Source organism: Luteibacter sp. CQ10 (genome assembly GCF_040900725.1).
GTDB lineage: Bacteria > Pseudomonadota > Gammaproteobacteria > Xanthomonadales > Rhodanobacteraceae > Luteibacter.
This window is the reverse complement of record NZ_JAEUYM010000002.1, coordinates 422344-434336: the sequence shown is the minus strand read 5'-3', so window position 1 is coordinate 434336 and position 11993 is coordinate 422344. Positions and strand designations below refer to the sequence as shown.

The following is an 11993-nucleotide window of genomic DNA, read 5'->3' as shown; positions in this document are numbered from 1 at the left end:
ATACCAGGCTTCCCTCCCGCGAAGCAGCGCCCATCGACCGATCGACGAGCCGGAAGCCATTGGGTTTCGCTTCCGCTTGCCCGCTCGTTCACACATGCGACGGAGACGGATATGCAGATTGGATTCATAGGTCTTGGCAGCATGGGTACCGCCATGGCCCTCAACCTGGTCAAGGCTGGACACGAGGTGCTTGCCTGGAATCGCAGTGAGGTCTCCCCGGACACGATACCGGGGGTCCGGCTGCTCGGCAGTCCGCAGGAGGCGTTTCAGGCGGAGGTCGTTTTCACCATGCTGTCGGACGATGCGGCGATTCGGGAGGTGGTGGTCGACGCCGGCCTGATACGGGGTGCTCGTCGAGGACTCATCCACGTCGTCACTTCCACGATCTCCGTCGCGTTCGCAAGGGAGCTGGCGAGCCTGCACGAGGAGGCAGGGCTTGGTTACGTTTCCGCACCGGTGCTCGGACGGCCGAACGTCGCGGCAAGCGGACAGCTCAACATCCTGGCCGCCGGCAAGCCCGATACGGTGGCCGCCATCGAGCCCGTGCTGGCGCCGCTCAGCAAAAAGGTGTGGAAGCTCGGCGTCGAACCGGCCCAGGCCAACGCCGCCAAACTCGCGGCCAACATGATGATCGCCATGGCGATCGAAGCCATGGTCGAGGGCATCGCACTGACCGAAAGCGTGGGTCTCGACCGCACCGATTTCTTCGAGCTCATCCTCGGCACGCTGTTCGCCGGCCGCGCTTATGAAAGCTATAGCGCACAGTTGACCGAGCGCAGGTTCGAGCCGGGGTTCAAGGCAAAACTCGCGCTCAAGGACATGCGCCTCGCGAGTGCGCTGAGCGAGGAAGCGGGTCATACGCTGCCGATGCTCGCCGTCGTTCGTGAACGGTTGGTCAGCGTCGTATCGGCGGGCCTCGGAGAGAAAGACTGGTCGGTCATGGCGGAAGTCCCGCATCGCGGCGATGAAGCGCCATCGTCGCACCCTGGGAGCGTGGAGCACGACGCATGAAGACCTGGCTCATTACCGGCTGTTCGAGCGGATTCGGTCGGCGACTCGCGCTTGCCGCGGCAGAGCGTGGCGACCGGGTGGTCGCCACTGCGCGGAACGTCGACGACCTTCGCGACATGACTCTCCCCTTCGAGGGACGCATGATCGCGTTACCGCTCGACGTGACCGATGCGGCATCGGTGCGTGCCGCCGTGGCGAAGGCCTTGGAAACGTTCGGTGGCATCGACGTCCTCGTCAACAACGCTGGCTATGGGTTGTTCGGCGCGATCGAAGAGGGTACGCCCGACGAATACCGTCCGCTGTTCGAGGTGAACGTCTTCGGCCTGATCGAGACGACGAGAGCCGTCCTGCCGACGCTGCGGCGCCATGGCGGAACGATCGTCAACATGTCCTCCGGAGCCGGCATCGCGGGCAGCGGCGGGGGTGGCTATTACAACGCCACCAAGTTTGCCGTCGAAGGGTTATCCGAAGCGTTGGCGGGTGAGCTCAGCCCGTTCGGCGTGCGGGTGATCCTGGCCGAGCCGGGACCGTTCCGAACCGAGTTCCTGGGCCGCTCGATCACCATGGCGGCGAACGAGATGCCGGAATACGCGGCCAGTTCCCGGCGCCATTACCGCGAGACGAACGACGGCCGTCAAGCCGGCGATCCCGATAAGGCCGTTGCCGTGATCCTGCAGGCCGTCGATGCCGAGGAGCCACCGTTGCATCTTCCGCTCGGTCCCGTCGCCCACGGGATCGCCGAGCGCAAGCTCGCCGCTTTCCGCAAGGACATCGATGCATGGCGCGACGTATCGATCGATACCGATTTCGACCGGTCCTGAGCGCGGACGCCACGGCGCTTCGTATGCCACGTTTTGATGGAGTGCGAACATGTATCCAACGTTGAAAGGTTTTAGCCAACAACTGATTCCGGTGAACGGCATCAAGATCAATGCCGTTACCGGCGGCAAGGGGCCGCCCATCCTCCTGCTCCACGGCTGGCCCGAAACCTGGTGGGAATGGCATCACGTGATGCCGCGGCTCGCCGAGCATTTCAGCGTGGTCGCCATCGACCTGCGCGGTGCCGGCTTCTCCGATTGCCCGCTCGACGGTTACGACAAGGCAACGATGGCCAGCGACGCGCACGAAGTCATGCGCTCGCTGGGCCATGATCGCTACGCCGTGTGCGGACACGACATCGGCGGCATGGTCGCGTTGCCCCAGGCGGCCTTGTTTCGCGACTCGGTCACCCATCTGGCGGTACTCGACGTTCCGCTGCCGGGCTGGAGCGGATGGGAGGAGACCATCGCAAAGCTCTGGCACTTCTCGTTCCATATGAGCCGCGACGTGCCGGAGCGAATGATCCACGGACGCGAGTACGACTATATCTCGGCGTTCATGGCCGAGCGGTTCTACGACCACGGCAGCTTCGACACGGCCGACATCGATATCTTCGCGAAAGCCATGGCGCTCCCCGGGCGGACACGTGGCGGCATGGAGTGGTATCGGACGCTCGCCGCCGATCACGCGGCCGCGCTGGAGTACAAGAAACGCCCCATCGAGATACCCGTCCTCGCCCTGGGCGGAGAACAACGATTCGGCCCGCGGATGGTGCCGATGCTGCGTGAGTTCGCGAACGACGTATCGGGCGGCTCGATCCCGCGGTGCGGTCACTACGTCGCGGACGAGCGGCCTGACGAGGTGGCCGCTGCGCTGATCGAGTTCATCACAGCCAAGTGATTCGAGACGATGCGTTCGCAAGCCTTCGAACGCACAACGCTCCGATCAAGACTTTTCTAAACGTTTAAATCGAAACGGAGACCATCATGTCTGCACCCGAGATCCGTGGCGTCAACCACATCGGCATCACTGTCCCCGACATCGAGGCGGCAAAAGCCTTCCTCATCGAAGCCTTCGGCGGCCAGCTCCTGTACCAGTCCTTCGGTCCGCAGGATCCGCCGCGACAGGGCCCCGAGTTCGAACGCGCGGTCGGCGCCTACCCCGGTACCGTCGTGCGCGCCCAGGCGATGGTGAAGCTCGGAACCGGCCCCGACATCGAACTGTTCGAGATGCACGGACCGCAACAGGCTCAGCCCATCCGCGCGAGCGACTTCGGCATCACGCACTTCGCGCTCTACACCGACGATATCGATGCGTCCGTCGCGCGCTTCGAGAAGGCGGGCGGCAAGCCCCTCACGGCGCCGCGTGCCATCCCCTATGCGACAGAGAAGGGCCCGGGCAACAAGGTTTGCTATTGCCAGATGCCTTGGGGCACGACGATGGAATTCATCACCACGCCGGATCGCATGCCGTATCACGATCAGACCGAGCTGCGCAGGTGGCAGGATGAGGGTTGAATATACCCAACGATCTTCTCATGGAATGGACATTCAGACTTTCGCACGGAGGGCTGCAAGATCGCCTTATCGCTCAAGATAAATCCACAGCCTGAGCAGGTCGCTAACCGAAGATCCCTTGCCGTCCTTCGCAAGTTCCAGCGCCGTCTTCCCTCCCAATACCGTAATCGGCACCTCCGCCATCCACGCCAGCACGGCCCGACGGTCGGACTCCAGGCTGCCGGCGAGTTCGGCAATTTCGTCGACGACCTTAGATGGAACGAGCGTCATGAAACCTCCAATGTCCTGCCTGGAAATAGCGCTTGGACCACTTATAGCGGACTCACCCGCAAATAAATCCAAAGGTGAACTGGTCCAGGTGAGCATCCCCTTCGCCAAGGGCGGGATCACTACTCGGGCGCTCGGATCAATGGTGGGCTCAAGCGCTGTCCGTGAGTGCAGACCGTCGTTTGTATGAAGATCACCGGTTCGAAAAGCGAAACGGATCGGGATGAGTCCCCTCGGGATCGGTGCATGTCATGCAAAGCGATCGAAAGGCGTTCACGGCCCGTCGCCAGGGGACACGCTGACCGAATTGACACCATCGCGCACGGACTGCGTGGCGACGATGCAGCTTCCTGACTTCGGTTGACTGATCGTCGGAACGTCTCCGCGATAAATGGTGCCTGCGGCAAGTCCGGATGGTGCGCCATAGCCGACCCGCGCGCTTTGCGAGCAGCCATCCTTGCGATAGGGCTCGATGAACCCACCACTACCACCGGTCGCTTTCGTCGCGAAGTTTCCGCCACTGGTATGAAGAAGGCTGAAGCTCCCGATATGGGCAACTTTCGCGCCAGTCAGGTCGTTGTAGATGTCGCCGGAATAATAGTCCCTGCCATCACCCGCGCCAGCCTTCACGGTGAGCCGGTTGCTGTAGAACGTACCGAGCTTGAGGTCGACCCTCACGCTGCAACTCACGCCTTCCTTGGCCCCATCGGCGCCTCCGAAGCAGTTTGCATCGTCGGATTGCGCCGACGCGCTGAAAGAACTGAAGACAGCCTGGAACGTATGCACGCCCTCCGAGGAGCGCGCTTTGGGCTGCAATCCCGTGTAGGGACGACTACCTCCGATCAGCGGAACATAGAAGGCGAAGTAGAGACCGGTCGCATCGGGGGTGACGTCGAACCGCAGCGGGAACCTGATTTCGGTCACGCCGGATTTGGGGGCGTCTCCCATATCCCAGCTGACCGTCGGCGTGGACGCCGCGGCATGGGACGCCCAGGCGAGGGAAGCGATGGTAGCCGCGATACAAGCGAATTTCGGTGTCGTCGTGAACATGGTTTGCTCCTAACAAAGAAGCTCGGATGCGGGTCCGACGTGCGCGCGGGTCGAGCAGTTTCAAATGCGCGTTATCGATGAAGTGAATTCATCGTCCAAATAGAGCGCGTGTGACTCCAGAACGTCGCCAACGAACGAGGTAGGCGAAACGTACCACGTAGACGCCGAGTGCCCGCGCACGGGATCGTAAGGGACTCGTCGCGATTGCGAAAAAAACGAAGAGCCACCATCCGGATCGTCGAGATATCGAAAATTAACCGCCAAGGTCCTTGCCAATGCGACGCCGACCGCTTAGCTTCGATACGGCATCGGCAACGCTCGTACGCTGGATGGGTGGGTCGGAAGGTAAGGAGCTTGACGGCCCCCTTCCTCGTTCCGGTTACCCGGCATGCTCTTTCCATGACGTCTCATGCCAGCGTTGGGCGTGTGGCAGTACACCTGGATTGCGTCATGGATGACCGAGCGTTGCCGATGTCACCCAATCGAGCAATCCTGTTGACCCGCGTCGAGGCCGGCGTCCAGCAGCCGTGTTGCAGGCAGTATCAGTACCACTACCAAGCCACCTCCCAGGCGGTTGATCGCTTCGAGCGAGCCGCCGTGGCTGACGACGGCGCGGCGCGCGATGGAGAGTCCCAGTCCGTATCCCCCGTAGCTCTCGGACAGCCTGACGAACGGCTCGAACATCGCCTGCAACTTCGCCTTGGATACGCCGGGTCCACGGTCGGCCACCTTCAACACCAGATGTCGTTCGCCGTCGTCGTCGCGCCGAAGCGTCACATCGACGCACTGTCCCGCCGACGAAACCTGCACGGCATTGCGTATGACGTTTTCCAGGGCACGCCTGATCAGCTCCGCGCTTCCCCTTACGATAAGCGGATGAACCGGCAAGGCGGCCATGTTCAGGCCGATCGACCGGGAATCCGCTTCGAAGCGCACATCCTCGATGACCGCCATGAGGAGCGCGCCCATGTCGAAGTACCCCTCGGGCTCCACCTCGCCGCCCTCGCGCCTGGACAACGTCAGCAGCTGTCCCACGAGGCCGTCGAGCCGTGCCACTTCATGGTCGATGCGCTGAAGCCAAGAGCAATCCTCGCCGGGATACTGCTGGCGCATCAGCGCGACGGAGAGGGAAAGGCGTGCCAAGGGTGAGCGAAACTCGTGACTGACATCATGCAGGATCTGTTCGCGGGTCTCGACGAGATACTCCAGCCGCTCGGCCATGTTGTCGAAGTCGCCCGCGAGATCGGCGAGCTCGTCGCGCGTTCGACCCAACCTGGGGCGTAGACGTGTCGTCAGTTCCCCATTGGCCAGGTCATGGAATCCACGCCGCATGCGGCGGATGGCGCGGGTCAGGTACCAGGCCAGTACGGTGCTGAAACCCAATCCCGCGAGGAACGCGGGAATTATCCAATCCGTCGGCATGTAGCGCCAGAAATTCGAGAGGCTGTTTCGGTTCTCTTCCGCCAGCGGCGGCAGTTCATAGGCAACCGTCAGCGAGTGGCCGTTGGGATCTCGTGCGATCACGAGTCGCTCATCGACGGACGTGGGCCGTGCATTCGCACCGTCCTCGATCCTTAGCCTGAGACGTTCCGTCGGGGACCACCTCGACGTTTCGCGTTCCAGGGCGGCTCGGCCACCCGACTCGATCGCCAGGCGCGCCACTGAAAGTTGATAGGGCGAGGTCTCCTCCGCCACGCTACGCGCGTAGGACGATTGCGTCCCCCAGAGGATGTTGTAGGCCACCCAGATCAGCTGCAACTCGCACAGCACGGTCAGAATATAGCCCGCCAGGATCTTCCAGAACAGGCGACTCCTCACGGCTCATCGCTCACTCGGTAACCTACGCCGCGAACGGTTTCGATGAACACCGGCGCCACGCCATGGTTGGCGAGCTTCTGGCGGATATTGCTCACGTGAACGTCGAGGCTTCGATCGTAGGCTTCCCTGCGTCGGCCGAGGGCTTCCCTGGATAGCTCGTCCTTGGATTTGACCGCGCCCCCGGCGCGCAGGAGCGCTTCCATCACATTGAATTCGGACGCGGTAAGCTCGATAGGGACGCCCTGCCAGCGAAGCTGCCGGGTAGCGGCGTCAAGGTCGAGTTGACCCCGGCTGAGAACCGCGCTTCGGTGGCGTGCGCTCAGTTCGGGTCGACGGCGCAATACGGCACGGATCCGCGCGAGCAGTTCCCGAGGATCATACGGTTTGGAAACGTAGTCGTCTGCTCCCATCTCTAGGCCGATCACGCGATCCATTCGGTCGCCGCGCCCGGTAAGCATGATGATCGGGATATCGCTTTCGCGGCGGATGGATCGAAGCACGTCGATGCCGTTGATCTGGGGCATCATGATGTCCAGCACGGCAACGTCGAATTCCGAGCCGGTTGCCGCGACGATGCCCTTGCGGCCGTCGTGCACGATGCCCACGTCGAATCCTTCGGCACGCAGATAGTCGCTAAGCATCTCGCAAAGTGAAATGTCGTCGTCGATAAGAAGAACGCGCACGGCAGGAGCCTCCATGGGTTCGATATAGCTTAATCCGTCGTCCGAAGGCCCGAGAAGGGCTTTTCGCGATCCTTGCAAAGGGCGACGGGGCGGCTTGGCCGGGTCTCATGCCGCCAGGCCAGGGGAGAACCTTTGGAAAGCGGCGCGAGCGACGTGCCTTTACGCATTGCTTACGCATGCCAGACGCCAGGCACGGATTCCATGGCGTCTAATGCTTCGGTCACTTACGCGACGGCCGGCGGGCGCGCCCGGCCCGGCTTCGCTTGATCGAGGTACGGTAATGCATGACCCATGGATCACCGCCATGGCGACGAGCCTAACGGTCGTGGGATCCGCGGCGCTATATGCCGCTTCGCCCAATCAATCGCTGTTTCCGCGGAGGAAGCCGGTCGGGTGTGTTGTCGCGGGCCTGCTGCTTTTCCTGGGTGGCTCCGCCCTGTTCGCGCTCGGGTGGGGCGGCCAGGTGGCTTGGCTCGTGACGCTTTCTCTGTGGATGACCGTAAGCGTGGCTTTGCCCTACCTTGCGGCGTGGCGGCAACGATGAGCTACGGTCCTCAAACCCTCGCGGGCATCGTGCTGGGTACGCCGCTGACCTTCCTGATCGTTGGTCTCTACGCGCAATGGGGGCCGTCGGATCCTTCGACGAACTTCATCGCCGCCCTCTATTTCAGCGTGCCCGTCTGGCTCACCATCATGATCTGGGCGCTGAAGCGCTCATCTGCGCGCACCGCGTGGTTAACGCTGCTGGCCGCCGACCTGGTGCTGGTATTCCTGGTGTTCACCATGCGACTTCGATGGCCCGCGGTCTGACCATGGCCGGGAAGCTCTTCTCGTCGCATACCATCCGGCGCTTCACATCCGTCCATAGCTGGATCGGCATCGCTTGCGGTGTCGCGCTCTTCATCGCGTTCTATGGTGGCGCGCTGACGATGTACGAAAGGGACATCGACCGCTGGGCCAATCCGGCGACTCGTCACGCGTCCGGTACCCTTGCGCAGATCGACGCGTTCGTGACGGAGCTTGCAGGCAAGCGGGAGGTGTCGGGCGACCTCGATATCGATCTTGGTGACGACGGAAACGGTCCCCTTCGCGCCACGATCTTCGCCATGGGCGATGGCCAGTTCAGCGAGTCGATCGTTGCGATGAGCGCCGACGGACACGCCAGTACCCAGGCCAAGCCGTCATCCGTCGGTCGCCTGATCAATGAGATCCATTTCAGCCTCGGTATTCCGGGAACCGCCGGTTACACGTTTCTGGGACTGGTCAGCGTGGCCTATGGGCTTGCTCTGGTGACGGGCCTGATCATCCATCTTCCCCACCTGGTAAGGGATCTTTTCAGCCTCAAGCGATCGGCGAGCCTCAAGAAGATGTGGACGGACGCGCACAACGTGATAGGCGTCCTTTCGCTGCCGTTCCATCTCATGTTCGCTTTCACCGCAACCCTTCTTTGTATCCTTCCTGTCATGAGCGAGGCGACGGTGCACGTCATGGCGACGGACGCGCCGTATGAGCAGTACCAGCGGCACTCGGACGAGGGTGGACACGGGCGAGGAGGAAGGGCCGACGGCAAAGGACAGCCGACGAGCGCGGTCATGCTATCTCCGGCCAGACTCCTGTTCCTGGCAACCAATGCCGCACCGGAGCTTCGCATGACGCGGCTGACCTATCAGGGTTACGGAACGTCGGCCGCGGTCGCTACGGTGCAGGGCGTCCGGTTTGGCTCACCGATGCCCAACGGTGCGGTCACGCTCTCGGCGGAGACCGGCGAGGTCCACTCGGTCAGGGTTCCCGGCCTTTGGCAGGGGACTGATGCCTTGAATGAACTCTACGTCCACTTGCACGAAGGCGATTTCGGCGGCGAAGTGCTCAGGGCGACCTATTTCATTCTCGGCCTCGCGGGCTCGTTTCTTTTCTACTCCGGCAATCTGTTGTGGATCGAGACCCGGCGCAAACGACGCGTGGATGCCCAGCCGACGCGAACGCGCCTCATCGCGCAAGTGACCGTCGGAGCTTGCCTCGGATGCTGCCTCGGCGTCGGTGGCGCGCTCCTGGCCGCCAGGGCCACCGACTTGCCGGGCGTTACCGAAGCTTGGGAAGGGCGCGCGTACTTCGTCATCTTTTTCGCCTCCATTGCCTGGTGCCTGTTGCGGCATCCCGTGCGCGGCGCCGTCGATATCCTTCGACTGAGCGCAGCGACGTATTTACTGCTTCCTGTCGCGGATATGACGTTGACCGGATGGCGTCGTGGGCTCGGGGGCGTCCCCGCGGATCTCGTCGCGGTGAAGATGGACATCATCTTCCTGGCGATCGGCATGAGTTTCCTTGCGACGGCCCGGGCCACGCGGCGGAGGGGGATGACCGGACAGCCCAATAGCGTGTGGTACATCGCGGACCCGTCCGCAAAGCCGGGAGCACGTCATGCGTCGTCCAGGTAGCCCGGCAGTGAAAGCCAACGAATTCGGCAGGCTATCCAACCGCGATGGCGAAGAACGGCTTAAAGCACCAGGGGCTTACGAATCCCTGACGAAAGGCGAGCGGAGAGCGAGCAAGCAAACCCCTATCCTAGATGCGAACGCTTCGCATTTGGAGCGTGCAACGTCCTACGACTTCGCATTCTCGGCCTCTGGGGCATCCATGCATAAAATCACGATCGCCACATCGCTGGTGCTTATCGCCTCGTCCCACGCGAGCGCGCAGTCGCTCTCGCCGGAGGATGCTCAGATACTTGTACCTATCCGGGTGCAGGGCACGGCACCTCCCGACGCGACCGGTGACACCGTAGGTACCTATCACGCGCCCGTGACCTCGATCGCAACCAAGTCGGCGAGTTCGCCCTTGGCGGTCCCGCAGTCGATCTCCGTCATCACCCAGCAGCGCATCCGCGACCAGAACATCCGAACCACTGGCGAGGCACTGCAGCAGATACCCGGTGTCGGAAATGCGGCGAATGCCGAGGGTGGCTTCAATATTCGCGGGTTCAGCCCGTTGACCGCTGTCGACGGTGTCCCGAGCCCCGGTCTCGTCGGGCGGACCGCGCCAGACATCGCGGTATTCGATCGCATCGAGGTCTTAAAGGGCCCCGGTGGGCTGTTCGCCGGTGGGGGGGCGCCGGGCGGTGTCGTCAATTATGTGCTGAAGCACCCGCTCGACCATCCCTATCTGGAGATGACCGGCGGCGCAGGTACCGATTGGTCGAAAGTAGCGGGAATAGACGCCAGTGGTCCGCTCAGCGAGGACCGGCGAGTGCGCGGCCGATGGGTCGCCTATGGCGACTACCGCGACGAATACGTCGACGTCGAGCGCCATCGCCGAATGTCGCTTTATGGCGTGACGGATGTCGATCTCACACCCTCTACCGGTTTATCGCTCGGCTATTACCAGCAGACCAACCACGCGGTGCAATCGTTTCGACAAGGCCTTCCCACGTATCAGGATGGTGGATTGCTCGACGTATCCAATCGCACCTCCTTGACCCAAGACTGGTCGCGATTCCACTTCAAGGCGCACTGGGCATTGGCTGATGTCACTCAACAGCTAGGTGACCGGTGGGCAGCGAAGGCCTCGTTCAGGGATGGGGGGAACCGTGCGCCATCGTGGTATTCGTCGGTGCCGTATCGACTGTCTCCGGTAAGCGCATGTGGCGATCAGCGTTTCGACGGCGTCGTCAGGGGAGATCCAGGCGGAGGCAGGGAGTGCATGACGACGTCGTTCTATAACGACGTCAACAAGTATACGAACGTCGACGCCTACCTGGCGGGCCACGTCAGCTTCGGCGCCCAGGAGCACGACGTGGTCGTCGGTGGGACTTGGCAACGCTATACCTTCGCACGGCAGCTCGCTGACGCAGATCCCGCCTATGACTTCCTTCAGGATGTCCTTCACCCTGATCCGCACGTCATCGACGCGCCCCCGAGGGTGCCGATCGATCCGCCTTCGATCAGCGTCACACGGAACAAGGGGCTGTACGGGCGCGTGACGCTTAACGTGGCTTCCTGGTTGCAGATCCCTCTAGGTGGCCGCTTGAGTTGGGTAAGGGAGGCGTCGACCGGTACCTTGGCCAATCGCAAGTTCACTCCCTACATCGGCCTCGTCGGTGACATCGATGGCCATTGGAAGCCCTACGTAAGTTACACGACGATCTTCGACACCGAGGATTTGTCGCGCCGATGGTCACCGGAGGATGCCAATGGCGTCTTGCTTCCGCTGCAGTCCGGTCACCAGTACGAAGCCGGCCTCAAGACCGCTTGGTTCGACGGCGCCCTCATGGCCACGGTGGCGGCGTATTCGTTGTCACTTGACAATACCACCCGCGAGGACACCGCCCACGCGGGCTTTTCGGTGGCTACCGGCCGGCAACGAACGCGCGGCGCCGAGACGGAAGTGCAAGGCGCCCTAAGCGAGCATTGGGACCTGGGCGTTGCGTACGCCGTCGTCGATGCCCGCTACGTCAAAGCGGACGTGGGGCAGGGGGATCGTGTAGCAAATACGCCGAGACAGTCGTTCAACCTGTTCACTAACTACCGATGGACGCGGGGCCCGCTGGCGGGCGTCAGTCTCGGCGGCGGAATCCGGGTGACATCCTTCATCGAAGGAGAGGTACCGCGGGGCGAGGGTGCCCCGCGTGTGCGCGCTCCGGGATACGCCTCCCTGTCGCTCCGTGCGGGCTACCGCGTTAACGAATCGCTCGACGTGACGATCAATGTCGACAACGTTTCGGATCGACGTTACTGGACTGAACTCGGCTCCGTCACGAGCGGCAATTACCTCGGCCCAGGGCGAACCGCCATGGCGACCGTGCGATACCGGCTATGAGGATCGAAAATCCTCC

11 protein-coding genes are annotated in these 11993 nt (G+C 62.5%); 7 read left to right on the top strand and 4 right to left on the bottom strand.

Annotated features, from left to right (window positions below; translation table 11 throughout):
• Nucleotides 1-111 precede the first annotated feature (111 nt).
• The 4 genes from JNG39_RS10840 (at nt 112) to JNG39_RS10825 (ending at nt 3347) form a co-directional block, all read left to right on the top strand.
• Nucleotides 112-1011, top strand: coding sequence for an NAD(P)-dependent oxidoreductase (locus tag JNG39_RS10840; protein ID WP_368311394.1), 900 nt, complete (start codon nt 112-114; stop codon nt 1009-1011).
• Nucleotides 1008-1832 carry an oxidoreductase gene (locus JNG39_RS10835; protein WP_368311393.1) on the top strand — a complete coding sequence of 275 codons (825 nt, stop codon included), beginning with the start codon at nt 1008-1010 and terminating at the stop codon, nt 1830-1832. Before JNG39_RS10840 ends, JNG39_RS10835 begins: the two co-directional genes overlap by 4 nt.
• Before the next feature lie 49 nt (nt 1833-1881).
• Nucleotides 1882-2730 (top strand): alpha/beta fold hydrolase, encoded by an 849-nt coding sequence (locus JNG39_RS10830; protein WP_368311392.1) that lies wholly within the window; start codon nt 1882-1884, stop codon nt 2728-2730.
• A gap of 86 nt (nt 2731-2816) precedes the next feature.
• Entirely contained in the window at nt 2817-3347 is a 531-nt protein-coding gene (locus JNG39_RS10825) for a VOC family protein (RefSeq protein WP_368311391.1), read from the top strand.
• Between the two features lie 66 nt (nt 3348-3413).
• Here the strand turns inward: JNG39_RS10825 and JNG39_RS10820 are convergent, their stop codons facing one another.
• From JNG39_RS10820 to JNG39_RS10805, 4 genes are all read right to left on the bottom strand, one after another.
• Nucleotides 3414-3617, bottom strand: coding sequence for a hypothetical protein (locus JNG39_RS10820; protein ID WP_368311390.1), 204 nt, complete (start codon nt 3615-3617; stop codon nt 3414-3416).
• 270 nt (nt 3618-3887) lie between these two features.
• Nucleotides 3888-4664 (bottom strand): hypothetical protein, encoded by a 777-nt coding sequence (locus JNG39_RS10815; protein WP_368311389.1) that lies wholly within the window; start codon nt 4662-4664, stop codon nt 3888-3890.
• 474 nt (nt 4665-5138) lie between these two features.
• Nucleotides 5139-6482: a sensor histidine kinase gene (locus JNG39_RS10810; RefSeq protein ID WP_368311388.1), complete on the bottom strand. Its 1344-nt coding sequence runs from the start codon at nt 6480-6482 to the stop codon at nt 5139-5141.
• Nucleotides 6479-7165 carry a response regulator transcription factor gene (locus tag JNG39_RS10805; RefSeq protein WP_368311387.1) on the bottom strand — a complete coding sequence of 229 codons (687 nt, stop codon included), beginning with the start codon at nt 7163-7165 and terminating at the stop codon, nt 6479-6481. The genes JNG39_RS10810 and JNG39_RS10805 overlap by 4 nt, the downstream gene beginning before the upstream one ends.
• Before the next feature lie 540 nt (nt 7166-7705).
• On the opposite strand from JNG39_RS10805, the gene JNG39_RS10800 reads away from it, so the two are divergent.
• From JNG39_RS10800 to JNG39_RS10790, 3 genes are read left to right on the top strand one after another with little or no spacing between them, the layout of a single operon-like run.
• Nucleotides 7706-7975, top strand: coding sequence for a hypothetical protein (locus JNG39_RS10800; RefSeq protein WP_368311386.1), 270 nt, complete (start codon nt 7706-7708; stop codon nt 7973-7975).
• A 2-nt stretch (nt 7976-7977) separates the two neighbouring features.
• A complete protein-coding gene (locus JNG39_RS10795; protein ID WP_368311385.1) occupies nt 7978-9600 on the top strand; it encodes a PepSY-associated TM helix domain-containing protein in 1623 nt (540 codons plus the stop codon).
• Nucleotides 9584-11977, top strand: a complete 2394-nt coding sequence (locus JNG39_RS10790) for a TonB-dependent siderophore receptor (protein WP_368311384.1) — start codon at nt 9584-9586, stop codon at nt 11975-11977. Before JNG39_RS10795 ends, JNG39_RS10790 begins: the two co-directional genes overlap by 17 nt.
• The last annotated feature ends 16 nt before the right edge of the window (nt 11978-11993 follow it).

Coding starts and splice junctions, on each gene's coding strand:
- JNG39_RS10840 (WP_368311394.1), top strand. CDS start 112: ATGCAGATTGGATTCATAGGTCTTGGCAGCATGGGTACCGCCATGGCC.
- JNG39_RS10835 (WP_368311393.1), top strand. CDS start 1,008: ATGAAGACCTGGCTCATTACCGGCTGTTCGAGCGGATTCGGTCGGCGA.
- JNG39_RS10830 (WP_368311392.1), top strand. CDS start 1,882: ATGTATCCAACGTTGAAAGGTTTTAGCCAACAACTGATTCCGGTGAAC.
- JNG39_RS10825 (WP_368311391.1), top strand. CDS start 2,817: ATGTCTGCACCCGAGATCCGTGGCGTCAACCACATCGGCATCACTGTC.
- JNG39_RS10820 (WP_368311390.1), bottom strand. CDS start 3,617: ATGACGCTCGTTCCATCTAAGGTCGTCGACGAAATTGCCGAACTCGCC.
- JNG39_RS10815 (WP_368311389.1), bottom strand. CDS start 4,664: ATGTTCACGACGACACCGAAATTCGCTTGTATCGCGGCTACCATCGCT.
- JNG39_RS10800 (WP_368311386.1), top strand. CDS start 7,706: ATGAGCTACGGTCCTCAAACCCTCGCGGGCATCGTGCTGGGTACGCCG.
- JNG39_RS10795 (WP_368311385.1), top strand. CDS start 7,978: ATGGCCGGGAAGCTCTTCTCGTCGCATACCATCCGGCGCTTCACATCC.
- JNG39_RS10790 (WP_368311384.1), top strand. CDS start 9,584: ATGCGTCGTCCAGGTAGCCCGGCAGTGAAAGCCAACGAATTCGGCAGG.